25 protein-coding genes are annotated in these 24,375 nt (G+C 43.3%); 14 read left to right on the forward strand and 11 right to left on the reverse strand.

What is annotated here, in order from left to right; translation table 11 throughout:
* Positions 1 to 112: 112 nt before the first annotated feature.
* Both pssA and KDW99_RS12255 read right to left on the reverse strand, forming a co-directional pair.
* On the reverse strand, positions 113 to 1,450 hold the full coding sequence (gene pssA, locus KDW99_RS12250; RefSeq protein WP_255825083.1) for a CDP-diacylglycerol--serine O-phosphatidyltransferase: 1,338 nt from the start codon (positions 1,448 to 1,450) through the stop codon (positions 113 to 115).
* A gap of 130 nt (positions 1,451 to 1,580) precedes the next feature.
* Positions 1,581 to 2,534, reverse strand: coding sequence for a LysR substrate-binding domain-containing protein (locus tag KDW99_RS12255; protein ID WP_255825085.1), 954 nt, complete (start codon positions 2,532 to 2,534; stop codon positions 1,581 to 1,583).
* A gap of 130 nt (positions 2,535 to 2,664) precedes the next feature.
* Here KDW99_RS12255 and KDW99_RS12260 point away from each other — a divergent pair, with 130 nt between their 5' ends.
* Complete coding sequence (locus KDW99_RS12260) at positions 2,665 to 2,907, forward strand: DUF1127 domain-containing protein (RefSeq protein ID WP_255825087.1); 243 nt, start codon at positions 2,665 to 2,667, stop codon at positions 2,905 to 2,907.
* Positions 2,908 to 3,064: 157 nt separating this feature from the next.
* Here the strand turns inward: KDW99_RS12260 and KDW99_RS12265 are convergent, their stop codons facing one another.
* The 3 genes from KDW99_RS12265 to KDW99_RS12275 form a co-directional block, all read right to left on the reverse strand.
* Positions 3,065 to 4,027 carry a hypothetical protein gene (locus KDW99_RS12265; protein ID WP_255825089.1) on the reverse strand — a complete coding sequence of 321 codons (963 nt, stop codon included), beginning with the start codon at positions 4,025 to 4,027 and terminating at the stop codon, positions 3,065 to 3,067.
* 122 nt (positions 4,028 to 4,149) lie between these two features.
* On the reverse strand, positions 4,150 to 4,437 hold the full coding sequence (locus KDW99_RS12270) for a hypothetical protein (RefSeq protein ID WP_255825091.1): 288 nt from the start codon (positions 4,435 to 4,437) through the stop codon (positions 4,150 to 4,152).
* Positions 4,438 to 4,543: 106 nt separating this feature from the next.
* Entirely contained in the window at positions 4,544 to 5,281 is a 738-nt protein-coding gene (locus KDW99_RS12275) for a Cthe_2314 family HEPN domain-containing protein (protein WP_255825093.1), read from the reverse strand.
* Positions 5,282 to 5,626: 345 nt separating this feature from the next.
* On the opposite strand from KDW99_RS12275, the gene KDW99_RS12280 reads away from it, so the two are divergent.
* Positions 5,627 to 6,589: an integron integrase gene (locus tag KDW99_RS12280; protein WP_255825094.1), complete on the forward strand. Its 963-nt coding sequence runs from the start codon at positions 5,627 to 5,629 to the stop codon at positions 6,587 to 6,589.
* Positions 6,590 to 6,788: 199 nt separating this feature from the next.
* On the opposite strand, the gene KDW99_RS12285 is transcribed toward KDW99_RS12280, so the two are convergent.
* Complete coding sequence (locus KDW99_RS12285) at positions 6,789 to 7,700, reverse strand: AraC family transcriptional regulator (RefSeq protein ID WP_255825095.1); 912 nt, start codon at positions 7,698 to 7,700, stop codon at positions 6,789 to 6,791.
* Between the two features lie 267 nt (positions 7,701 to 7,967).
* On the opposite strand from KDW99_RS12285, the gene KDW99_RS12290 reads away from it, so the two are divergent.
* The 3 genes from KDW99_RS12290 to KDW99_RS12300 all read left to right on the forward strand — a co-directional run bounded on the left by KDW99_RS12290 (position 7,968) and on the right by KDW99_RS12300 (position 10,954).
* Positions 7,968 to 9,071, forward strand: coding sequence for an alpha/beta hydrolase (locus KDW99_RS12290; protein ID WP_255825097.1), 1,104 nt, complete (start codon positions 7,968 to 7,970; stop codon positions 9,069 to 9,071).
* Positions 9,072 to 9,166: 95 nt separating this feature from the next.
* Positions 9,167 to 10,372 (forward strand): MFS transporter, encoded by a 1,206-nt coding sequence (locus KDW99_RS12295; protein WP_255825099.1) that lies wholly within the window; start codon positions 9,167 to 9,169, stop codon positions 10,370 to 10,372.
* Positions 10,373 to 10,414: 42 nt separating this feature from the next.
* Positions 10,415 to 10,954 (forward strand): cyclophilin-like fold protein, encoded by a 540-nt coding sequence (locus KDW99_RS12300; protein WP_255825101.1) that lies wholly within the window; start codon positions 10,415 to 10,417, stop codon positions 10,952 to 10,954.
* Positions 10,955 to 11,207: 253 nt separating this feature from the next.
* On the opposite strand, the gene xdhC is transcribed toward KDW99_RS12300, so the two are convergent.
* From xdhC to xdhA, 3 genes are read right to left on the reverse strand one after another with little or no spacing between them, the layout of a single operon-like run.
* The gene (gene xdhC / locus KDW99_RS12305; protein ID WP_255825103.1) at positions 11,208 to 12,074 is read right to left on the reverse strand and encodes a xanthine dehydrogenase accessory protein XdhC; all 867 of its coding nucleotides are present in this window, start codon (positions 12,072 to 12,074) and stop codon (positions 11,208 to 11,210) included.
* Positions 12,071 to 14,416 carry a xanthine dehydrogenase molybdopterin binding subunit gene (gene xdhB / locus KDW99_RS12310; protein ID WP_255825105.1) on the reverse strand — a complete coding sequence of 782 codons (2,346 nt, stop codon included), beginning with the start codon at positions 14,414 to 14,416 and terminating at the stop codon, positions 12,071 to 12,073. Before xdhB ends, xdhC begins: the two co-directional genes overlap by 4 nt.
* The gene (gene xdhA, locus KDW99_RS12315) at positions 14,409 to 15,908 is read right to left on the reverse strand and encodes a xanthine dehydrogenase small subunit (RefSeq protein WP_255825107.1); all 1,500 of its coding nucleotides are present in this window, start codon (positions 15,906 to 15,908) and stop codon (positions 14,409 to 14,411) included. The genes xdhB and xdhA overlap by 8 nt, the downstream gene beginning before the upstream one ends.
* A 245-nt stretch (positions 15,909 to 16,153) precedes the next feature.
* On the opposite strand from xdhA, the gene KDW99_RS12320 reads away from it, so the two are divergent.
* The 8 genes from KDW99_RS12320 to KDW99_RS12355 all read left to right on the forward strand — a co-directional run bounded on the left by KDW99_RS12320 (position 16,154) and on the right by KDW99_RS12355 (position 21,482).
* Positions 16,154 to 16,456: a cupin domain-containing protein gene (locus KDW99_RS12320; protein ID WP_255825109.1), complete on the forward strand. Its 303-nt coding sequence runs from the start codon at positions 16,154 to 16,156 to the stop codon at positions 16,454 to 16,456.
* 111 nt (positions 16,457 to 16,567) lie between these two features.
* Positions 16,568 to 16,819: a type II toxin-antitoxin system Phd/YefM family antitoxin gene (locus KDW99_RS12325; RefSeq protein ID WP_255825111.1), complete on the forward strand. Its 252-nt coding sequence runs from the start codon at positions 16,568 to 16,570 to the stop codon at positions 16,817 to 16,819.
* Positions 16,809 to 17,096 carry a type II toxin-antitoxin system RelE family toxin gene (locus KDW99_RS12330; RefSeq protein WP_255825113.1) on the forward strand — a complete coding sequence of 96 codons (288 nt, stop codon included), beginning with the start codon at positions 16,809 to 16,811 and terminating at the stop codon, positions 17,094 to 17,096. Before KDW99_RS12325 ends, KDW99_RS12330 begins: the two co-directional genes overlap by 11 nt.
* Positions 17,097 to 17,301: 205 nt before the next feature.
* Positions 17,302 to 18,297 (forward strand): ABC transporter substrate-binding protein, encoded by a 996-nt coding sequence (locus tag KDW99_RS12335; RefSeq protein WP_255825115.1) that lies wholly within the window; start codon positions 17,302 to 17,304, stop codon positions 18,295 to 18,297.
* A gap of 4 nt (positions 18,298 to 18,301) precedes the next feature.
* Positions 18,302 to 19,108, forward strand: coding sequence for an ABC transporter ATP-binding protein (locus KDW99_RS12340; RefSeq protein ID WP_212915632.1), 807 nt, complete (start codon positions 18,302 to 18,304; stop codon positions 19,106 to 19,108).
* Complete coding sequence (locus KDW99_RS12345; RefSeq protein WP_212915633.1) at positions 19,086 to 19,880, forward strand: ABC transporter permease; 795 nt, start codon at positions 19,086 to 19,088, stop codon at positions 19,878 to 19,880. The genes KDW99_RS12340 and KDW99_RS12345 overlap by 23 nt, the downstream gene beginning before the upstream one ends.
* A gap of 14 nt (positions 19,881 to 19,894) precedes the next feature.
* Positions 19,895 to 20,371, forward strand: coding sequence for a nucleoside deaminase (locus KDW99_RS12350; RefSeq protein WP_255825120.1), 477 nt, complete (start codon positions 19,895 to 19,897; stop codon positions 20,369 to 20,371).
* A 124-nt stretch (positions 20,372 to 20,495) separates the two neighbouring features.
* On the forward strand, positions 20,496 to 21,482 hold the full coding sequence (locus KDW99_RS12355) for an isopenicillin N synthase family dioxygenase (protein WP_255825122.1): 987 nt from the start codon (positions 20,496 to 20,498) through the stop codon (positions 21,480 to 21,482).
* Between the two features lie 61 nt (positions 21,483 to 21,543).
* On the opposite strand, the gene KDW99_RS12360 is transcribed toward KDW99_RS12355, so the two are convergent.
* Entirely contained in the window at positions 21,544 to 22,944 is a 1,401-nt protein-coding gene (locus tag KDW99_RS12360; protein WP_255825124.1) for an aminotransferase-like domain-containing protein, read from the reverse strand.
* A 112-nt stretch (positions 22,945 to 23,056) separates the two neighbouring features.
* On the opposite strand from KDW99_RS12360, the gene KDW99_RS12365 reads away from it, so the two are divergent.
* On the forward strand, positions 23,057 to 23,662 hold the full coding sequence (locus tag KDW99_RS12365; protein ID WP_255825126.1) for a LysE family translocator: 606 nt from the start codon (positions 23,057 to 23,059) through the stop codon (positions 23,660 to 23,662).
* A 96-nt stretch (positions 23,663 to 23,758) separates the two neighbouring features.
* On the opposite strand, the gene KDW99_RS12370 is transcribed toward KDW99_RS12365, so the two are convergent.
* Positions 23,759 to 24,367: a nitroreductase family protein gene (locus KDW99_RS12370; RefSeq protein ID WP_255825128.1), complete on the reverse strand. Its 609-nt coding sequence runs from the start codon at positions 24,365 to 24,367 to the stop codon at positions 23,759 to 23,761.
* Positions 24,368 to 24,375 lie beyond the last annotated feature (8 nt).

The raw sequence follows: 24,375 nt of genomic DNA on the forward strand, positions 1-24,375 counted from the left end.
CGGATTCGCTTTTTTTTGCCCATTAAACACACCATCTATTACCCTGCATCATGAGCAATAAAAAAGGGCTGCAGCTTATGCCACAACCCTTCCTTAACCATCAAACCGAAAACTACAAAATTCGCTTCAACAACCTATCAGCTCGTGTGCGAATGACTTTTTTCAGTAACCTTTGAATTTTCAAAGGATAATCCGCCAAAACCTCCAGCTGCTCAAACGAACTAATTCGCTGAGTATGCCGATGAATGTTGTCAAACTCAGCGGTAAACTTCGCTAACAAATTCTGCTTTGGATCTTCAATCAACAAACCATTTTCCAAATCAAGCGCCCACGCCCTAGGATTCACATTATTACCAGTTAACAACATGGTACGAGCATCAACCCAAAGCCCTTTTAAATGAAAGCTATTATTGTCATGCTTCCATAAATGAATCGATAAACCGCCCGACGCAATATGGCTTTCATTAGCACGAGCAAACTTACGCAAATTCATCTCATACAAATACGGCAAACCACCAATGGCTTTAAAAGGCTGATCTGGCGCGATGTAAAAATCGTTGGCGGTTTTATCCCCCACAACAACATGCACCTTCACACCACGCTTAATAGCGCGTTTAACCTCTCTCAAGACCACTTTAGGAAGGTTAAAATACGGCGTACAAAGAACAATTTCTTGTTTCGCACCAGACAATATAGACACGATTTTCTGATTCAATACATTGTGACGTTTACCAACACCCACCATAGGCGTTACCGCCACCTGCTGATCGCTTACCGCCTGTTTCTCGCCACCATAAAATGACTTACCCAAAGAGATTCTAAACTGTCGAATCACCGGCTTGAGCTCTTTCGTCGAAGGCAAGTTGGTTTCAGCAAGATTATTCACAGCAGAATGCTGGATCATCTTAATGCAAATAAAATCCACCATACTGTTTGCTAATGCTTGATTCTGAATAACATGGTAACGATCAAACCTATAACGATCTTGTCGGTGAAGATAGACATTATTAATACTGGCACCGCTGTAAATGACCGTATCGTCAATAACAAACCCTTTTAAATGCAACACACCAAACACTTCACGATTACGAACAGGCACACCATAAACAGGAATCGCATGCTCATATTTTTCAGCGAACGCCTGATACATAGCCGCATTACCTTTGGCCTTTTCCGCACCGATCAAACCACGCTGAGCACGGTGCCAATCGACACAAATTGCAATATCTAAACTTGGGTTACGCTGTTTGGCTTCATATGCCGCCGTCAAAACTTCCCTGCCCGCTTCATCATCTTCAAGATAAAGCGCAACAAGATAGATCCTAGACGTGGCGTTCTGGATCGCTTCTAATAAATATTCTCGAAAACTAAGGGCAGATTGCAGAACATGGAATTGGTCAGGTTCAACTGCAAATGTAGGCAGTGAACCGAATAAGTTTCTAATGGGCATAATACAGAAGTGCTACCTTATTTTTAACTAACGTCAAACTGTAACAAATTCACTGATTTTTTTCTTAAAAATAATCGCTTCAACTCAAAAAGAGCCATAAAAATAGAGCAAATGTCGTATTCAATACCTACTAAAGCCTAACCTCATCCATATCTGGGTTGTTCTTTAAATACGCCTTCCAAGACAAATCAATCACCTTCACCTCGTCTTCAAGCCAACGCCTGAACTTCATCACTTTCTGATACTTAAAATGCGGCGCTGGCGCGACAAAATAAAAATCATATTGCGACTTCATATAAATGGGCAGCGGACAAATCAACTGCCCTTTCTCGATCAGCTCATACACCAAGCCATAACGCATCATAGCCAGCCCCTGACAAGACAACAACGCCTCCACCAAAGAAGTCGAATCCGCCACATGCAAATGCGACCTCATCGGCATATCGTAAAGGTCCAAAAATCGCTGCATCACAGGCCAAACATGCCGAACGTCTGGCCCAGTATCAGTAATAATCGGAATATTAATCAACTGCTCTTTAATCGGTTCATCCATATGAATCATCGACGGATGACACACCAATACTAAATGCTCTTGAAATAATAATTGCGACGTTAGCCCTGCGTATTCACCTCGCCCCAAGCGAATACACAAATCCAAATCACTGTCCGCAAACGTCGACAACTCAATACTCGGACTCAAACGAAGGTTAATCTCCGGCTCCTGCGTTTGAAACCCACCCAAACGCGACACCAACCAACGACTCGAAAACGACGGCACCGAACTAATCACCAAAGTATTGGGGTTCGGATCTTCCGTAATACCCTTCACACCCTCTTCTAATAAAGCAAACGCCTTCTCAACGTAGTCAAACAAATACTGCCCTTCTGACGTCAGCACCACTTGGCGAGTGTGTCGTTCAAACAACTCCACACTTAACGCCTGCTCCAAAGTTTTGATCTGCTGACTCACCGCCGCCTGCGTCACAAAAAGCGACTCCGCCGCCGCCTTAAAACTCAACGTCTGTGCTGCATAACGAAACGCCTGCAAGGATTTAAGCGGGGGCAAGGCTCGATGAGAAGACATTGGTAACTCCAATTATAAGTAAGTTTTTCTTAACTATAGGGCGTATTTTCTCGTTTGTCACTGTGTAATTAATAACCGATTATTTGAACATAAAGCAAACAAACTAATTAACAGAGAAAAGGATAGCGCCATGAAAAACTGCACATCAGAAGAAATGAACAACCTCGAAAACAACCAACTAGACATAACTTCTAACTGCAAAAACGCATTAGCTAAACTAAAAGCAAACACATGGAAACAAGGCCTCGCCAAGATAGTCCACAACTGGCGTACTAGAAGCAGACTGAACCATCTAAACGAAGCACAATTGAAAGACATTGGTTTAACGGCTGCGGATGTGGATCAGGAAGTGAGAAAACCGGTTTGGAAGTGAATTTTTTTGGAGGGGAGGAGCAAGGGGGCTTGGTGGAGTGCCCTTGTTGCAGGGTTGTTGTTTCTATAGACAGATTTGGGTTGTATTTAACGCAAAGCTCACCGGCGGCAATGGAGCGCAGCGATTAATTTTTCCGAGTGCAGCAACTTGTTAGGCCTTACTTTGCCCAAGGTGCCATTTTTATTAAGAAAGACGCGTTATTGAACTTATACTTTCGGGATAATTTGCTAGTTATAAAGAAAACCAATGCCAATGCTTTTTTATAATAATCCACAGCTTCATCAACATTATGAACTAATTCGGAGTATCGAAGTTGGATAGCATCTTTGTCACTTGGCAACGATTTTATCATTGATAAGTCAATTTCTGGAATATAGTCCCTTGCTTTATCCCCGAGCGTGTTCAAATTGTGTCCAAAGTATTTCTTTCCATCGGCCTGCTTTAGATACACTTTTAGCGTTTTTTCTATTGCTAGATGTAACTCCCAACACCCAATAGACGCTTGATGATTTTTAAATGAAAGGATATCCGTAATAGCTTTTTCAAAATGACTCCATATTCCCTGTGCCATATGAGTAGTTTCTGCATCAAGTTCGCTAGCAGACATTATATTTAGGTTTATCGATCGCGTCATAGATACAACTTCATCGAACTCAGAAAGTAGTACCTCTTTTTCATTTGTGGGTAGCTTATCCAGTATCAATGGAGTTTGAATCATATCGGGTAACGACTCGCTTTCTTGCAGGCAATCTGGAAAAGTAAGCCATGCTGTTTCATTTGGTACTTCAACTCTACTAGTTGTAGATGGGATTTTTACTAGTACAGGTTGCCCATAGGGATTAACAATTCCCGAATAAATTATATCCTTTGGATTTTTCGCGAGCTCGCCATATTTCTCCCAATACCAGTCGTTTACCAATGGAATTATTCCCTTAAAAAAAGCTTCACTTTTAAGAAGCTCTTCCTTGCTTCCAAAACTAGAATCAGTTATTGCAATATCAACAAAAATTGAAGCAGCTCGCATAAACCGATCAAATATAGCTACTTTTGACTCTTGGAGAATTTCATCAATAAGCGGCATATGTTCATCAATAGCATCTTTCAATTCATACTTACTCATTAATGCCCCCAATAGGCTTAACGCTGTTTTAAGCGGAAAATTACTGTTGGCTAAAGTAAATGACGCACGAACAAAAAACCAACTGTAATTTGTCCGATTTGAAAACGCTTGTTAGGTTTACTTTACTTATTGAAGAATTCGATTGCTTCAGTAATTGACTTTATTTGAACTTGATTGCCCTGAGTAACGGCTTGATGCAATAATCCAGATAGCATTGCATTTCGAGTTGCTTCAGGAATAACACATGGGCTTAAAATTCCTCTAGATTGAGGATAATCCACCCAATGAACGCCAAGAGATTTATCTCCACCGTTGTTTTCATTTTTATGATCATACCAGCCTAAAATAAGTACTAAGCCATCATCAATATGAATTTCTTTATGATTCTTCCAGTATGAAATCATCTTCATTTGGCAACTCCTTTTGTAAACCTAACGCCCGCAGCACGCGTGGCTTTGTAGTGAAGGCGAAGCCGCAACGGAAAAGCCATCGCTGTGACTGCATTTGTTATAACTTTTAGCTGACAATCTTTTTTTGCCTATCGTATTCTGGCTTCAACTCTATGAAAAGAATATCAACGAGTTTGTATAATTCGCTATTTATCTGCCTGAACTCAGACTTTTTATCAGTCAGAAATCTTTTTAAATGTTCAGTTCTAACATATTTGTAAGCTTTAACCTGAGCTTCATCATCTATGTGCTCGAAATTACTCATATAGAAAAGCTCAATTTTCTTCAGGTCTTTATCAAGTAAAGAATGCCTGTGAATAAGTGTATGCCTGATTTGTTCATGCTCGCTTAAGTACTTGCTAACTGCTTTGATTACCTTAAGTATTTCTGGACGGTGTTGAACCTTGTAGTTACTTACAATAACGCCATGATTTACATTCGCTTCATTAATGCACAAATGAAATACAGCATTTACAAGCTGAAGTACACGATCATGTACTGACTTGATACGAATTAAATAGTTCTCAATATTGTAAATGAGATGCTCTGCCCTTGTTGTCTCTTTTCTCGAGTAATCAAAGTTAGATAATAATTCAATTGCTAAGTCGAGCTGCTTACACCAAGAGATAGTGTTGACTAAGTAAAACCCTACTTTCTGGATGTAATATTGAAATTCAGTCAATTCAACATCTTCAGGTATCTCAATAGCTAACCTTTCAACGTTAATGTCGGAAAAAGCAAGCTCACCATCCTTAAAAACAGATATTAGGAAATCATTTTCATCTAATTTTGAAAAATTACTCATGACTCTCCTGAGTTATAACATTTTAATAGTGCGCATGCTCGTTTAGACAATTTCAAAACTGTCCAAAAAACCTTATAAACAATTGAATAATAAAAGTTTTATAAAACTATTCACAAAAGTGAAAACTGGAAAAACGAGCATGCGTGTTATTCCTTTTATCCACAGCGCGTTATTTCTGCTCTGTGGATTCTTATTCATTGATACTAAAAGACTTTCTAACCAGCCACCAGTAAAAACACGCACTTTTTTGATTATTTTTCAGACAAAACAAGCCAGAAATTGGCAATCCAAAAAATAAACTGTATATTTGTACAGTTTTTATCAATTATCCACAAGGAATGTGCGATGTCTTCCAGCCCTTTTCTCAATTTTATCCGCCATGAAATGCGTCTTCGTGGCTATAGCTTAAAAACAGAAAAATCATATCTATATTGGATCAAATATTTTATTCGATTCCATAAGCTACAGCATCCTCAAAACATGGGCGCGGAAGAAGTAAGAGCGTTTTTATCGTTTTTGGCGGTTGAGAAAAATGTTGCAATTAATACACAAAAATCGGCCCTCAATGCCCTCGCCTTTTTATATAACAAATTGCTAAATCAACCATTGGGTGATTTAGGGTTCCAGCATGCTAAACAAGGACGGCGTTTACCTATTGTTTTAGCTGCCAATGAAATTCAAAATATACTAGGCTGTATGAATGAACGAGACCACTTAATATTTTCGTTGCTGTATGGTTCTGGCCTTAGAATTAGCGAATGCTTACGCATTCGAATTCAAGATATTAATTTGGATCAAGGTAGTTTGGTTGTTCGTTGTAGCAAGGGCAATAAAGACAGAACTACTATCCTAAGTCGCAAGTTAGCCGAACCTTTAAACAAACCAAAAGCCTTTGCTCAGAAAATCCAACATGATGACAACGCTAAGGGTTATGGCCCTTCATTGCCATTTGCGCTATCTAGAAAGTACCCAAATGCATTTCGTCAATTAAGTTGGATGTTTTTATTTCCCTCTACATCAATTTGCCCGCACCCTTTAACGGGTGAATTATGCAGGCATCATTTACATGAGTCAGTGCCTCGTAAGTCATTAAAAAAAGCCGTCAATGACGCTAGAGTTAATGAGCAAAGAGTAAATTGCCACACTTTTCGCCATTCTTTCGCAACGCATTTATTAATGGCTGGTAGAGACATAAGAACGGTTCAAGAGTTGTTAGGTCACAATGACGTATCAACCACACAAATTTATACCCATGTTATCGGTGAACATTTTGCAGGAACAAATAGCCCCCTCGACCAAATCTTATAAAGCATAAGAGAATAATTACGTTGTCGGGCTAAAACCGCGATCTACAAAAATTGTTAAATCAATAACTTACAAGGTTAATGTGGAGCAAGACGAACGCCAAGAGCAAGATAAAATTGTTTAAGTAAGCTAAATAAAAGCAGGATCAAAGATCTTTGGTTTGCACCCATAAAAAACGTCGCTTTTAACGACATTTTTTTGATTAGATAAGCGCTGCGCTTCCTTTTCTTAGTTCCTCAATGTGTCGCTTGGGCGATTGACCAAAGAGGCGAGCATATTCGCGGCTGAAGTGAGAAGGGCTTTCATAACCGACTTTGAATGCAGCGCTTGAAGCATCAAGACTATCATTCAGCATCAAGCGCTGTGCTTCATTTAATCGCAACCATTTCTGATACTGCAACGGACTCATCGCGGTATGCTCGCGAAAGTGATGGTACAGAGTAGTACTACTCATTTGCACATAAGAAGCCAGTTCTTCAATATGCAAAGGTTTAGAGTAATGCTTTCTCAACCAGCCAATCGCTCTTGAAATTCTATGGGCCTGACTCCCGGTCGAAGCAATCTGCCAAAGTCGACCCGCTAGGTCGCTATTCAAAAGACGATAATGAATTTCTCTGATAATGAGTGGCGACAGCGTTGCAATAGCATCTGGCTCATCAAGCAAAGCCAACAAGCGAGTAAAAGGCTCCAGTAAAGATGTTGTAACCGTTCCTATTGCCGAGCTTCCACTAATAGAACCTTCATAGGGAGGAGGCATGCCATTTTGAGAGATAATATCCGCCATAAGTAGCATATCGAGCTTGAGCATTAACCCTAAACAAGGACTCTCTGTACTGGCGTCTAGCACTTGTGAACTCGCTGGCAAATCCAGTGAGTTTAATAAAAAGTGCTGAGTATCATAAATAAAGCCTTGCTCCCCTACTAACAGCTGTTTAGTACCTTGAACGACAAAAAGAACACTTGCTTCAATCGTGCAAGGACAAGGTTCTGTTATCACTTCTCGTCGAAAAAAAGATAGGTTTTCGATTAATGTAGCGCAATCTTCCTGCCCTACTGTTTTTTCTTCGATCACCTTAGCTAAATCGCTTTGTATGCTGCTGATATCTCTATTCATGTCTTTGCTTCTAATGATGGAAATGCTTTGAGTTGTAAGGAGTTACTTCGAGAAATTATCTTTTCATAATAGTTGTAGCACTATCCTAGGTCACGTGAAATTCTGCTCTTCAGGACTATCAGGCAAGAATCAAGCAGAATCCTGCTAACCCCCAAATACCCAGAGCTGTAAAACTAGATGCTAATGACTGCTTTCAGAAAGACGATGCTTAATAACGCTTTGTGATCGACAACAGGTTTGCCTAACTTACTTATCTGGAGAATGACCATGGATAAACATACTGAAATTACAAATAATATGACTCAACAAGATGTTCCTGATGAAGGCCGTCGCAATATGATGAAATTAACAGGGGCAGGCATGGTGGCACTAGGCGTTGCCTCGCTAACCACAGGCAAAGCCTTTGCATCGTCCATAAAACTAAATAATGACTGGGACAAAAAATTCGCCAAAAGTGACAAGGTTGATCATAAAAAAGTCACCTTCAAAAACCGCTACGGCATTACTCTTGCCGCTGATCTTTACCAACCCAAAAATGCATCTGGCAAATTACCAGCCATTGTCGTTGGTGGTCCTTTCGGTGCGGTGAAAGAGCAATCTTCTGGTCTGTATGCTCAAATAATGGCAGAGCGTGGCTTCGTGACGCTGGCTTTTGATCCATCTTACACAGGTGAAAGTGGTGGTGAACCTCGCAACATTGCTTCCCCAGACATCAACACGGAAGATTTTAGCGCTGCGGTAGATTGTATTGGCATGCAAGCCAATGTGGATCGTGAACGTATCGGGATGATCGGCATTTGTGGTTGGGGCGGTATGGCATTAAATGCTGTCGCGGTCGATAAACGTGTCAAAGCCGTAGTAGCAAGCACTATGTATGATATGACTCGTGTCATGTCAAAAGGCTATAACGACAGTGTCACCCTTGAGCAACGCACACAGGGACTAGAACAGCTCAGCCAGCAACGTTGGGAAGATGCAGGTAAAGCGGCTCCTGCTTACCAAGCCCCGTACAATGTATTAAAAGGCGGCGAGCCGCAATTCATGGTCGACTATCATGATTACTACATGACTCCTCGTGGCTATCACCCTCGCGCGGTCAATTCTGGTAACGCATGGTCACAGACGACACCATTATCCTTTATGAATATGCCTTTACTGACTTATATTTCAGAGATTTCTCCTCGTCCAGTTTTGTTCATTCATGGTGAAAAGGCTCACTCACTTTATATGGGTAAAACAGCCTATGAAAATGCGGCTGAACCAAAAGAGATGATGATTATTCCTGGCGCAAGCCATGTTGATTTATATGATCAAGTGGATGTCATCCCATTCGACAAGCTAACTAGCTTCTTTAAGCAACACCTAGCCTAATCGACATCGAAATTGTTGAAGTAACTTCTGCACCATGCGGCTCTTTGGGCTCGCGTGGTGCTTTTTTTATAGAAATCGAGGCGTAACAAAAATCTATGGCACTCACCACATCTGATACTCATGATGGAACATCAACAAGCAAGGCAGATAACACGGCTCATTGGAGTGGCGTTTTTGCCATGTCGCTATGTGTATTTACGCTGATAGCGTCCGAGTTTATGCCTGTTAGTCTGCTAACGCCCATTGCCAGCGACTTACAAATTACGGAGGGAATGGCAGGGCAAGGTATTGCAATTTCTGGCGCCTTTGCCGTATTCACTAGCCTTTTATTACCTATGCTAATTGGCACTATGGATCGTAAAAAGTTAATGCTAATACTGACAATCTTGATGGGGATCTCTGGAAGCATTGTCGCGCTGGCTCCAAACTACACAGCTTATATGCTTGGCCGTGCGCTCATCGGTGTGGTTATCGGCGGATTTTGGTCAATGTCAGCCGCCATGGCGATTCGGTTAGTTCCATCTAACAAAGTGCCTAAAGCTTTGGCTATTTTTAATGGCGGTAACGCACTAGCAACGGTAGTTGCCGCGCCATTAGGAAGTTATTTAGGTTCTATTGTAGGGTGGCGAGGTGCATTTTTAGCCATCATTCCTATCGCACTAATCACCTTAATTTGGCAGTGGATCGCACTACCCTCTATGAAGGGAAAGGCACACGAACCAGGTTCAGGTAATATTCTCAAGGCGCTAAAAAGCCGTGCCGTTGCCTATGGTATGGCTGGATGTGGCACCTTCTTTATGGGCCAGTTTGCCCTATTTACCTATCTACGCCCTTTCCTTGAAACCGTTACGCAGACTAGCGTATCAACACTATCTCTTCTATTGCTCACCATTGGTTTTTCAGGATTTATCGGTACGCTAATAATTAGCTCAATTCTAAAACGCACGCTATACGGCCTACTTATTGGCATCCCAGTTTTTATGGCTGCCATTGCTCTAATACTGATACCAGCTGGAAACTATGTAGTACCTGTCGCGTTACTGCTAGCAATGTGGGGACTGGTCGCAACTGCTGCACCTGTCGCTTGGTGGACTTGGTTAGCGGAAGCGATGCCAGATAATGCTGAAGCAGGCGGCGGTCTGATGGTTGCCGTGGTTCAATTATCCATAGCGTTAGGCTCAACAATAGGAGGCATACTCTTCGATGCAGACGGCTATCAAAGCACCTTTATTGCTAGTGCAGCAGTCTTGCTCATTAGTGCCTTTCTGACGCTTCAAGCTTATCGTATGCAGACAAAGTAAAGTATCTATCCATATGCAAAATAAAATAATGAGGTCCCTATTATGAATAAATTTTTTCATATCAACACAGATAACGTAAACACCTTACTCTTAATAGCAGGCCATCAGAAAGCACAAGTCCTGAAGCAAACTTTCCTTTCGTTACTGCTTTTACTAACGCTCGCTAACAGCTATGCAGCGCAGTCAACAACGAAGCCTACTTCTACTCAACAAGCATCCATAAACTCGGAGGAATCACGTATGTGGATAACCATTGGTGAACGTCGTTTCGCAGCGACCTTAGCCGACACGGATGCGGCACGTGAATTTGCGGCTATGTTACCGCTGATCCTAGACATGGATGATCTGAACAGTAACGAGAAGAAATTTGATTTATCAAATGCACTGACGAAGAATACCTATCAACCTGGCATCATTCATAATGGAGATATCATGCTGTGGGGTTCTCGCACTTTGGTGGTCTTCTATAAAACCTTTGATACTCCATATTCCTATACTCGTATTGGGCACATAGAAAACTCAGACGATTTGCCACGAGAACTGGGGCATAGCAACGCAATAATAAGATTCTCGAAGGACTAGCATTTGAATTACGTCTATTCTCGCAGGCGTCAGGGTCAAAACCCTTTTCCATGGAGGCTTGTTGTTTCTGATAGTGCGTTGGAGGAAAAAGGGTTCGACCCTTTTTTAAGACAATGGCCCCCCGCCTTCGCAGGGATGACGTTAATAGTCGCCTAGGACTGTATGATTTTCTAGGGGCAAGACTAACACCAAGAGCGTGCTCAAACGACAGTGTCGTGCGGTGGTGTTTGCCTTGCTCCTGCTACCAAACGACCTAGATGTGAGCCTTCTCTTCACTTAGGACGTTGTTGATTTCTTTCCAAGTCAGTCCGCTGCCCTTTTTCGCTTCTGTTTTGGTTTGGGTGATTTGGATGATTTGCCCGGCGATGGAGATGGCGATTTCGAAGGGTTTCTTACCTGCGATTTCGTTTAACCCCACAGGGCAGTGAACAGAGTCGATTTCTGCTTGGCTGAAGGAGGCGCTGACGAGGCGTTTTTTGAAGCGCAGGGCTTTGGTTTTCGAGCCGATTAAGCCGATGAATCGGCAGTCTTTGCGATCCAGCAAAGCTTCCACCAGTTGGTAATCCAAGGCGTGGTCGTGAGTCATGACCAAGGCGATTTCGTTATGGCTCATGTGGTCGATGTGTTCCAACATGGATTCATACAAAAACGGTGTAACGTTGCTTGGTAGGCCTTGGATGTTGTGGTCTTGAGCAAGGTTTTCGCGGCTGTCGACCCATGAGATTTTCGCCTGCATGCTCCCCAATACATTCACCAAGGTCGTTGCGACGTGTCCCATTCCAAAGATAGTGACCTTTGTAGCGGGCTCTGGGAAATATTCCAGCAGCACGCTAACCGTACCGCCGCAACATTGGTTGGTTTTGGCGGCGAGTGGAAAGTTTTCCAACACATGAGAAGGCGAAGATACATCTTGCAACATGGCACGGGCTTTTTGACAGACAGCGTATTCCAGCTGTCCGCCGCCGATGGTGTCGAAGCTGTGTTCCTCGGTAATGATCATCTTGCTGGATGATTCCCGAGGCGCAGAACCTTGGGTGCCGATCACGGTGGCGATCACCCAAGCTTGCCCTGCTTTTTCCACTTCCTGTAACGCCTGAACCCAGCTCATAGAAGACATCATAGGCTGGCTTCCCCACCTGTTTTGTGATTTTGCGCCGCTTGCATTGCGTAAAACACCGCTTCTGGCGTGGCTGGTACTGCCAGTGGTGGCGAGATTTTGTGATCTGCCACAGCAGCGCAGGCGTCTTTTAATGCGCACCAAACGGAAATCCCCAGCATGAGTGGCGGTTCGCCCACAGCTTTAGAACGATACACAGATTCTTCACTGTTAGGACGGTCGAACAATTTAACATTGAATTTTTCTGGAATATCCGCCGAGGTTGGAATTTTGTAATTAGCAGGGCTGTTGGTGATGATGCGACCTTTATCATCCCAGCTTAATTCTTCTGAGGTGAGCCAGCCCATGCCCTGTACAAACGCACCTTCGATTTGTCCTATATCCAAATCTGCGTTTATCGAATCCCCTACGTCATGCAAGATATCCACTTGGGTAACTTTGTATTCGCCGGTAAAAGTATCGACTATCACTTCAGACACGGCCGCGCCATTGGCAAAGTATAGGAAAGGTCGGCCTTTGGCGGCTTTGCGGTCATAACCTATCTTCGGGGTTTTATAAAACCCGGTAGACGATAAAGACACGCGGTTCATGTACGCCAATTTAATGAATTCAGGAAAGCTCATTGTCTCGCTGCCTAGAATGACTTGATCGTCTTCAATAGCAAAGGCATCGGCGGCGATGCCGAAGTGTTCCATAGCGAATTCTTGCAAGCGGCTTTTGATCGTCAGCGCTGCATCCAATGCCGCCATGCCGTTCAAATCCGTTCCTGCTGATGCTGCAGTTGGTGATGCGTTTGGCACTTTATCCGTACGAGTAGAGCCAACGTTGACGCGTTGGTAATCAATGCCAAAGGCTTTGGCGACAATCTGCGCTACCTTGGTATAAAGCCCCTGCCCCATTTCCGTTCCGCCGTGGCTCACATGCACGCTGCCGTCCGTGTAGATGTGCAGTAAGGCACCACCTTGGTTTAGGTGTTTCGAGGTAAAGGAAATACCGAACTTAACAGGCGTGAGCGCGAGTCCTTTTTTAAGGAAAGGGTTCTGCTTATTGAAGGCGTTAATCGCTTCACGACGAGCTCGATAATCTGAGCTGGTTTCCAGTTCTTCAATCAAGGTTAGCAAGACATCGTCGTCTACTTTTTGCCCATATGGCGTGGTGTCTTTATTCGCTTGATAACAGTTCAGCTTGCGAATATCTAAAGCATCTTTGCCCACAGCGCAGGCAATTTCTTCAATGACGTTTTCGGCTAAGATCACGCCTTTTGGCCCACCAAAACCACGAAACGCGGTATTGGAAACCGTGTGGGTTTTACCGCGATAACCACTGATACGAGCATTCGGTAGAAAGTAAGCATTGTCCGCATGGAACATGGCGCGATCGACAACGCCGTCCGACAAATCGGCGGTACAGCCGCATTTACCAACCATATCGTATTCTGCTGCGAGAATTTCACCCTCATTGGAAAAGCCAACTTGATAGCTGTTCCAGAAGTCATGACGTTTACCGGTTTGTACCATGTCATCTTGGCGTGGCATGCGATATTTCACCGGACGACGATTGCGCACGGCGAGTACCGCCGCCATGCAACCCAGTACGGCCGCCTGGGATTCTTTACCGCCAAAGCCACCGCCCATGCGTCGTACTTCAACAAGAACTTGTGCTACAGGTAAACCCAGCACACGCGCCACCAGCTTTTGCACTTCAGCAGGATGCTGAGAGGACGCAAATACTTGCACGCCGCCACCTTCATTAGGCGTTGCCACACTGATTTGCCCTTCCAAATAGAAGTGCTCTTGGCCCTTGATGTACAAATCGGATTTGAGTTTATTCGGCGCGCTTTCCAGTGCCCCTTTGGCATCGCCACAGCTGATGGTGTGAGTTGGCAAGACGAACTCTTGGCGCTCTAACGATTGGCGAGGATGCAAGGTCGCTTCTCGCGCTTTGTACTCTATCTCAGCCAAGGCAACGGCTTGTTTCGCCGCACGTAAACTGGTGGCCGCGACGGCAAAAATTGATTGGCCGATGAAATGCACAAAATCGCCAGCGAGTAGTAAATCGCCACTTAACACAGGCGACACATCCACTTCTCCGGGAATATCGGCCTGTACAATCACATCGACCACGCCTGGATAAGCACGTACTTTGTCTAAATTGATCGACACAATATCCGCATGGGCTTCGGTCGATAATCCCGTTGCCACATGCAGTTCATTTGGCCATTCTGGCATGTCGTCGATGTAAACAGCTTGACCTGTTACGTGCTTAATAGCCGATTCATGAACGGGCAAAAGCCCCTTTTTAAAAGCTTTTGTGTCAAGAGTGAAATCTTGTGGAAGTTTACGCATGAGTGCTGCCCTCCGAACCGGTCGATAAAATGGAATCGCTGACAGCGTGACCAGAGAAAGTCACCACCTCGGTGCCGTTTAGTTCCAGCCATGCTTTACGAATCAGGTTACAGGCCATATCCAAACGGTATTTCGCGCTGGCACGCATGTCGCTCATGGGTGTTAACTCGCTGCGTAATGCGTCGATGGCTTGGTTTAAGGCTTGTTCGTCGTTAATGGCTTTGCCAGTCAGCGCTGCTTCTGCTTTTAAACCACGAATCGGTGTGGCCGCCATGCCACCAAATGCAAAGCGTACATCGCTTAACTTGCCGTTATCGACTTCAACGCGAACCGCTAACATGACGCTGGAAATATCGTCTTCCATGCGTTTCGAGACTTTATAGAAACGATGAAATTGCGACAGTTTATCAAGCGGTACATCAAAAGACGCGATCATCTCATCCTTCGCTAATTGGGTTTGTTTGTAGCCTTGGTAAAAGTCATTGATGTTAACCGTTCTGGTACTGCCATCTGTTTTCAGCAATTGAATATCAGTATCAAACGCCAATAACAAAGGGGGTAAATCGGCAATTGGGGATGCGTTCGCTACATTGCCGCCGATCGTGCCGCGATTACGAATTTGTCGAGAAGCAATTCGGCTCAGCAAGCCATGGATCTGCGGATAGAGCAACTTACTGAAATCTTCCAACTCACTGTAAGTCACCGATGCGCCAATGGTTAGAGTGATGGCACCAATGTCCAGCGCTTTAAGTTCAACCACGCTAGATACGTCAATTAAGGTATCAAAATCACGATAGCGCTGAGTATTTTCTAGCATCAAATCCGTACCACCAGCGATCAAGGTGGCGCCTGGATTCGAGGTTAATGCCTGAGCAAGTTGCTCTAAATTGATTGGTTGCAGATAATTGCTTTTGGCACTCGTCTCGGCTTGTAGGTTTTCAAGCAGACCTTTAATGCCTTCGTTTTTACTCATCAGCTCAATAAAAGGTGTCTCTTTTGCTTCTTGCACCTTAATCATAGATAAACCAGCTTCGATGATTGGACGATAGCCAGTGCAACGACACAAATTACCAGAGATGGCATCGCAAACCGCTTCACGATCAATGGTCTGATCAGCGTTCTGTTTGTTTTCGTATAACCCTGCCAAAGACAACACAAAACCTGGTGTACAAAAACCACACTGAGAACCATGAGATTCCACCATGGCTTGTTGAGCTGGATGCAATTCATTAACTTTAGACAAATACTCAACCGAGACAACATGCTTGCCCGACAAGGATTGTACTGGCGTAATACATGAATTGAGCGTTGAATAGGTCAATTCGCCGTTCTCTAACGCACCAACAAGAAGCGTGCATGCACCACAATCTCCCGATGCACATCCCTCCTTCGTTCCGGTTAATCCACGCTTTTCTCTTAGGTAACGCAAAGCCGTAAAGTCGCTAGGGAGCGTGTTATCGTCGATGAGCTCATCGTTTAGTATAAATTGCAAAGCGCTCTCCTTATTTAAAATGATGTAAGCAATGATAGCTTAAATGCAAAAATCTGACCAATCGTACAAACTTTTAGTTTAAAACGAATTTTTCCACTTGAACAATTAATTTTGTAATCAAAAATATCCACCATCCCACTCAAAAATAAATTGAATATGTAAAGAGCACGGTTTTCTCTAGCCACAAAGACAAATGAGTTTTATTATCATTAATGCAGTTTGATAAAGGACATAAGGTTACCAATATGGACAAGATTAACATTAATGAAGAATTTGTATCTCTAAACGAAGAATGGGCACCAAAAATCATTGCCGAGTCCAATGGGCAATCGGTACGAATCCTAAAAGGGACAGGAGAGTTAGGCTGGCACAAACATGAAGACGAAGAGAAAATAATCATGGTATTCAAAGGCCAACTGACCTTAAAGCTCAAATCATCTAGTGACATAGTCCTTGATGCAGGCGATATGTATGTCATGCCAAAAGGGGTTGATCACTGCCCTGTCGCGCAAGCTGACACGCACTTCATGATGATAGAGCCATCTTAGTCTGCTCTCCAAGGTGAGCATCAAATATAAAACCAGAGCGATAAAGATATAGCACTGTTAAAAATTTAGGTCTAAAATAAGACTTAAATTTAGTACTTAATTGAGGTTCCTATGAGACAAGTCTTAGCCAATTACACAGCCAGTATTTCTGAATTAAAGAAAAACCCAACGGCTTTACTTAACGAATCTGGTGGCTCTGCTATCGCCATTTTAAACCACAATAAGCCAGCGGCTTACCTCGTCCCTGCTGAGTCCTATGAGCTTTTAATGGAGATGGCCGATGATATTGAACTAGCAAAATTGGTTGAGGCTCGCCGTACTGATTTATCCAAAGCAATCGAAGTGAGTTTAGGTGACTTATAAATTAAAATTTCTTCCTGCTGCTCTAAAAGAATGGCGCAAATTAGCACCACAAATTCAAACACAATTTAAAAAAAAGCTAGCGGAGCGACTAGAAAACCCACATGTCCCTGCCTCAAAGCTGCGCGGCTATGATTCTGTCTATAAAATAAAACTAAGAACCTCAGGCTACCGCCTAGCTTATGAAGTCATTGATGATGAAATCGTCATCTATATACTGGCAATTGGCAAACGAGACAAAGACGCGGTGTATAAGAAACTCGCTTCTCGGGCTGGTTGATATCGCACCATTATGTTTCATTTTCTCTTTTCGAATCCTTTCCTGTCTTATCACCAAAAGTCTTCCACTTTACTTTTTAATATTAAATTCAATCACTTAAAAAATTAAATACGCCCTCTCCACAAACATGGAACAAATGTTGCTATCCATAATCAATATGAAACAAGCGGGTCTTTAACCCCTATTAATTGTATGGAGTATGCTTATGAAAGCGGCAAAGAAAACAGCAATCCGATTAACACTTTTAGCCAGTCTCATCTCAACCACCTCTGCCATGGCGGCAGATCAGGTGACGTTTCAATTAGATTGGCTACCAGGCGGTGATAAAGCGCCCGTTTATGTGGGTATTCAACAAGGTTTTTTTGCTGATGAAGACTTGGAAATCAAGATCGCCAGCGGTCGCGGCTCTACCGATGCGTTGACTAAAATGGCAACAGGCCAATCTGATATTGGTAGTTCTGATATTGGTGCATTGATGGCAGCAAAAGCACAAGCAGATGTACCTGTAGTCGCTGTCTTCCCATACTTCACCCAAGCTCCTCATGCGTTCTTTGTGCTGAAAAGCAGCGGCATTAAGTCCATTAAAGATTTGAAAGGTAAAAAAGTCGCGACTTCGCCTTTCACTTCATCAAATGCTTTCTTGCCTTTGGTATTGAAGCAAAACGGTTTGAGCGAAAGCGATATTAAATTAGTGAAATCTGATCCGGGTGCATTAGCACCAATGATGATTACTGGTAGTACCGACGCCATTATTGCTTGGGTTACCAACACAGCGCTTTATGAAGCACAAGCAAAAGGCGCAGGCAAAGAACTGATCGAAATGCCTTGGTCAAACTCTGGCTTGTCACTTTATAGTTCCTCTGTTTTAGCCTCTGAACGCTTTTTAGAAGAACGCCCAGATGTGGCGAAACGCTTCATAAAAGCCTTTGCGAAGTCTATTGAATTTACTTATGCCAACCCAGACCAAGCCGGTGCAGACCTACACAAAATGGTGCCAGAAGTAGACGCCAACATTGTCTCCGCACAAATAAAGAGCATTTATAACTTGGTGTACAACGATGTCACCACAAAAGATGGCTTCGGTAATTTCACCGACGAACGTATTCAAAAAACCTGGGAATACGTAGCCGAAGCCAACGGTCTAACAGCGGACGCTATTGATCCAAAAACTGCCGTGAACAATAGCTTTAAACCGGAGTAGCCAAATGGAAGACAAAAACACGACAGATGACAATGCTAAAGCGGCCTACGTTAGCATGAAAAGCGTGGGTCATAAATACGATCCACGTCCAGAAACACCAATGGTAGTGCAAGGTATTGATCTCGACATCCACCGTCACGAGTTCGTGGCGGTAGTAGGACCTTCTGGGTGTGGTAAATCCACCCTGTTACGCATGGTGGCAGGGCTACTGATTCCTTCTCATGGTGAAGTATCGGTATTCAATCTGCCCGTAACAGAACCTCGTGATGATGTGGGCATAGTGTTTCAAAAGGCCAATTTATTACCTTGGTTAACCGTGCGTAAAAATGTGTTGTTTCCACTCAAACACAAATACGGCAGCTATTCCGCCAGCGATGAAAAGCGCGCAAACGAGCTATTAGAAATGGCGGGGCTAACCCAGTTTGCTGACAAGATGCCAGACGAGCTGTCAGGCGGTATGCAACAACGTGTGGGTATTATTCGCGCACTGTTGCTTAACCCAGACATTCTTTTGATGGATGAACCTTTCTCGGCTTTGGATGCGTTAACTCGTGAGCAAATCGGTTTTGATCTACTGGATATTTGGAAGAAGAATCCAAAAACCGTGTTGTTTATCACCCACTCCATTAGTGAAGCCGTGCTGTTATCTGATCGCATTTTGGTAATGAGCAAGCGCCCCGGCACGGTTCTGGATTTGATTGAGGTGGATTTACCTCGCCCGCGCTCGTCGAAAACCATCAACTCCCCTCGTTTTGCTGAGCTAACCGATTTAATTAGAGGCTATATCTATGAACCCAACGTACCAGCCTAAATCCTGGCTCGGCCAGCAGGCAAATCGCTTCGCGCCTGGCTTGTTCTTTATCGGCCTTGTGCTGTTATGGGAATTAATCTGTCGTTTTGGCAATGTGCCAAACTACATTCTGCCGTCGCCATCAGCGATTTTTACCGCCTTTTTTGATGTGGAATTTTCTCGCTGGTTAACCCACCTTTGGGCGACACTACGTGTGGCTTTAATGGGTTTTGCCTTGTCTATCGTTATTGCGATTCCCTTGTCGATTAGCATGATGCGTTCTGAACTGATGAACCGCGTGTTGTATCCAGCTTTGATCGTGATTCAGTCTACACCTGTGGTTGCGGTTGCGCCTTTGATCATTGTCTTGCTTGGCACAGACGATCCCTCTCGCGTGCTGATTACTTGTTTAATCACCTTCTTCCCTCTTGTGGTATCAACCACGACGGGCATGTTGGAAACACCGCCTGAAATGATCGAACTCAGCCAATCTTTGCGTGCTCCGCGTTATCGTGAAACTTGGCAGATCCGAATTCCTTATGCGATTCCACACATTTTCAGTGGCCTTCGTGTCTCTATCACCTTGGCGATTATCGGCGCTGTAGTAGCGGAGTTCGTCGCGGCAGAAGAAGGCTTGGGCTATTTCATTCAGTTCTCCACCTCGTTCTTTAAAATTCCACAAGCGTTTGCTGGGCTGATCTTCTTATCGGTTATCAGTTTGTTGCTGTTTAAATCGATCCAGTGGATTCAGGCTTGGCTTTTTCCGTGGAGCCTTCCTAAGAAGAAATCTTAATAATAGAGACAGATATGACATTAAACACTAAAGACACAGACTTTTTACGCCAAAGCTTTGCCCTAGCGGATGAAGCCAAACAACAAGGCATCCACCCGTTTGCGGCGATATTGGTCGACGATGAAGACAATGTGCTAATGAGCCAAGTAAATGGCTACTTGCCTGATTTCGATATGACGGGACACGCCGAACGCAAATTAATGACGCGCGCAAGCAAAGCCTATCGCCCTGACTTTCTGGCGAAATGCACCATGTACGTTTCCGCCGAGCCTTGCGCCATGTGTGCAGGCTCTGCCTATTGGGCAGGATTAGGACGCCTTGTGTATGGATTAAGCGAAGACAGCTTGAAACAGATCACCGGCAATCACCCAGAAAACCCAACTTTGGCTTTGCCTTGTCGCATCGTATTTGAATCGGGGCAACGAAAAGTAGAAGTAATTGGACCTTGCCTTGAAAAAGAGGCAGCAAAATTGCATGAGGGTGTTTGGTAACACTAAATCATCGGAGTAGAAGCAGTCAGATGTATTTCATAGGAAATACATTCGGTCATTGCTCCATTTTCCACTAGGCAAAAAGTGCCTAGTTATTTTTAACTTAGGAGAATGGGAGAAAACCATGACTAATTCATATTCACTGGAAGAACTGCAACGCGAAACCACCTTTGGCGGAGCTGGTGAAGACACCAATGACCGAGAAATTCGCATCATCGACATGAGCGATTTTGAAAATCGCCGAGAAGAAATCACCGAGCAACTTTGGCTCGCGGCCACCGAGATTGGCTTTTTCCAATTAAGTAACCACGGTATCGATCCTGAAGAAATAAAAGCGGCCTTCAAAGAGTCCGAGCGCTTTTTTAACCTTCCTGAAAGTATTAAAAGCAAATACCCTCGACCAAAAAGCGTCAATGCAGGCTGGGAAAGTCGCAGCCAAATTCGCCCTTCCACCGGCACCAAAGACCAAAAAGAATCCTATCAAATCACTCAATATCACATGGATAATTTGTGGCCGACTGAAGAAGAATTGCCAAACTTTCAGGCCAATACGCTGCGTTTTGAAAAACAGTGCTGGGAAGTGGGTATGAAGGTATTGTCTTGCTTTGCCGACAAGCTAGGCTTTGATCGAGACTTCTTTAGCAAAGCCCACGACCCACACCAGCCAGATTACCAAAGCACCTTACGTTTGTTGCACTACTACGCAACGGAAGGTGTCACCGAGCAGGGTAATATGTGGCGTGCGGGCGCCCATACGGATTTTGATTGTTTGACTTTGTTGTTCCAACACGAAGGCCACGGCGGCTTACAAGTTTGCCCCGGTGCAGAAGCAGACACACAACGCTGGACCAGCATTCCGCCTCTTGGCGGCGTGATCACCTGCAACATCGGCGATATGCTCATGCGCTGGAGCGACGATCAGTTGAAATCCAACTTGCACCGTGTTCGTCAACCACGAATCGATGAATACTGCGGCAGTCGCCATTCCATCGCTTTCTTCTGCCAAGCCAACAAAACCCAGATCATCCAAGGCCCAGCAAAACGCTACCAACCCATCAGCGCTGCAGACTTTTTGACACAACGTATTCAAGCTAACTTTGTAGATAAATAAGTAGAAAAAAGACCATCATAGGCTGCTATGATGGTCTTTTAGTATGACTTTATTCAAAATATCAAATAACAATATCTTCTTGGCTGTTAAATTGAGTTAAGGCATTTTCGAATATAGAAAGGCCTTGCTGAAAATCCACTCTTGAGTTGAATCCACCTAAAGATACTCTGAAGCAATTTACCGAAGGTAAAGACGCAGTAGGACAACGGAATAGATCGGCCGTTCTAACTTTAATATTTTTTGATGCAAAAAAATGATTCAGTTGATTCACATTAATATGGCTTGGCAATTCCAACCACGCATTTAAACCACCACTTCGAGAACGAAAACTATATTTCTCCGCGAGAGCTTGAAAAGCGCCTTGTCTATAACGCATTTCTTCAGCTAAAAGAGACTGATTATGCGTAAAGTTTTCACTTCTCAGAAAGCGTGCTGCCAATTCAAAGTTCAGCGTCGAAACCATCCAGCATTGGCTATGGATACTTAAATTAAAGGCTTGCTGCCAAGTCTCAGGCACCAGACAATAGGCAACTCTTAAACCACCTGCTACATATTTTGACAAACTAGAAAGATAAAATATTCGATCTTTTGCTTGCTGCTGCAAAGGTATATTCCAGCTTTCTGGCAAACAGTAATTCACATCATCTTCAATGATATAAAAATGATATTTTTCACTTAATTCTAGGATGGCCTTTAGCTGATTTTTTGAATACTGAATATTGGTCGGATTTTGAATATTGGGTGTTATATACAAAACCTTAGGACTGTATTTTTCACAGTATTCTTCTAATACAACTAAATCTAAACCTTCCGCTGATAATGGCACACTTAATGGTTTTACTCGACTCGCTTCGGCGGCACGAAATAACCCCGGATACGCTAACTCTTCATGAAGAATATAATCATTTTCTTTGGTAAGAATTTGCAAGCATGTATAAATACCCTGCTGGGCACCTTGCGTAAAAATAATATCTTTCGCTTCAATATAGATTTTTTTAGATGCCAGCCAATCGGTAAAAATTTGTTTGTGCTTTTGTATGCCTTGAGGCGAATAAGTCATCACCTGCTCGATCGAAACAAGATCTTGAGAAAATTCGCTTAAGGCATGTTTGAGCAGCATCTGTTGCCCCAGCATAGGCTGCATACTGGATGCAAAGTCGTATTCTTTGATAACAGAATCATTAGTAGTAACGAAGGAGCTTGGAAGGTTCACATAGGTACCAGCACCCAGTTTAGCATTCACTAGACCTTTCTTTTCAAGCAAGTCGTACGCCCTTGTTACCGTGCCATGAGTAATCTCTAGCCTATCCGCCAAAAGCCTTTGTGCTGGTAACTTTTGTCGATCCAGTAACTCGCCAGACTGAATCGCCTGCTCAATAAGCAAAGCCAATGCTTTGTACTTTGGATGTGCCAAACAAGCTTGATCGAATGTGTCTTTACTCATTTCTATAATTGTATTCATAACAATAAATAAATTGCCCACAATTGTATTGTATGTAAATCTATTTAGGTACATTACACTAATAATTGTATCGATACAATTATTGGATTAATTTTTCTAAAAAGGAAAGGAAATGATAAATAGCGCCCTATTGGAACTCGTTCCAGCCTTAATGCTTTTTTGCCTAATAAGCACCATTACACCTGGCCCCAATAACATCCTACTGGCTAACTCCGGTGCTAATTTTGGCATTAGAAGAACCTTGCCCCACGTGATTGGCATTCGTTTTGGCATGACATTACTTCATATAATGATTTTGTTTGGCTTGGGTGAAATGTTTAAGCATTGGCCTTACCTGCATAAGGTATTCACCTTTATTGCAGCAGGCTACATTGTTTATATGTCTATAAAAATCGCTTGTTCAAAAATGCCCTCAGACAAAAAGAGCCTTCAGCCAATGGGCATTTTACAAGCTGCATCCTTTCAGGCAATTAACCCTAAGTCTTGGGCAAGCCTAATGACTGCAAGCTCTGTCTTTACTTTGACTGGAGAGCTTTTTTGGTCATCAGCTTTGCTATGCATCATGATGTTTAATATTGCCACACTACCAGGAACATTCATGTGGATTACCATAGGCAAGCTCGTATCTAAGAGGCTTCAAGAACCTAAATTCCACCGTTACTTTAGTGTATCAATGGGATTATTACTGCTTGCGACCTTACCTATGATATTTATCTAAAGATCGGCCAATCTGAACCCTGCAATTTTATGCACTTCGCTCATGGCTCGGTCAAACAGTAAGTGATCCTAAATTGTGCAATACAATAAACAAGGATCACTTTTGCTTCTTATCAAACAGAGCTGCTGGCTGCTCATTAAATCCCAACCACTCATAACAATATTTATCTGGTGCCTTACGCTTCATTTTGCGCACAAAACGAGCTTTTGGTGTCCCTACAGAAATAGCGGCAATAATTTGATCTGCCTTTTGCATACCTAACAAAGGCTTTAATTCTTCATTTACTAAGAAGGTATACCAAAAACCACCAAAGCCCATTAAATGAAGCCCTGTCATTAAATTTTGAGCCGCTGCGCCACCGCATAATTGCTGATCCCAAAGAGACACTTTATGGCCTACCTTGAAATCAGAAATCATAATAATCATCATCGGAGTTTCGGCTATTTCTCGAGCAGACCGATAGGCTTTTTCTTTAAGTTCTCCCGTAAGAGATTGCTTCTGATACATAGCCAAAGTGGCATCCGCCAACTCCTGCATTTTATTACCTCTAGCAACTAAAATACGCCAAGGCTTAAGATTTCCGTGATCCGGAGTTGTCATCACTAAGTCAAACAACTGCCGTAACTGCTCATCAGATGGAGCTGGATGCTCAAGTTTAGAGCGACTATAAGATCGCCTATTAAGCAAAGGTTCAAGTGGGTTCATTTTTTCAA

The organism is Marinomonas rhizomae, assembly GCF_024397855.1.
Lineage (GTDB): Bacteria > Pseudomonadota > Gammaproteobacteria > Pseudomonadales > Marinomonadaceae > Marinomonas > Marinomonas rhizomae_A.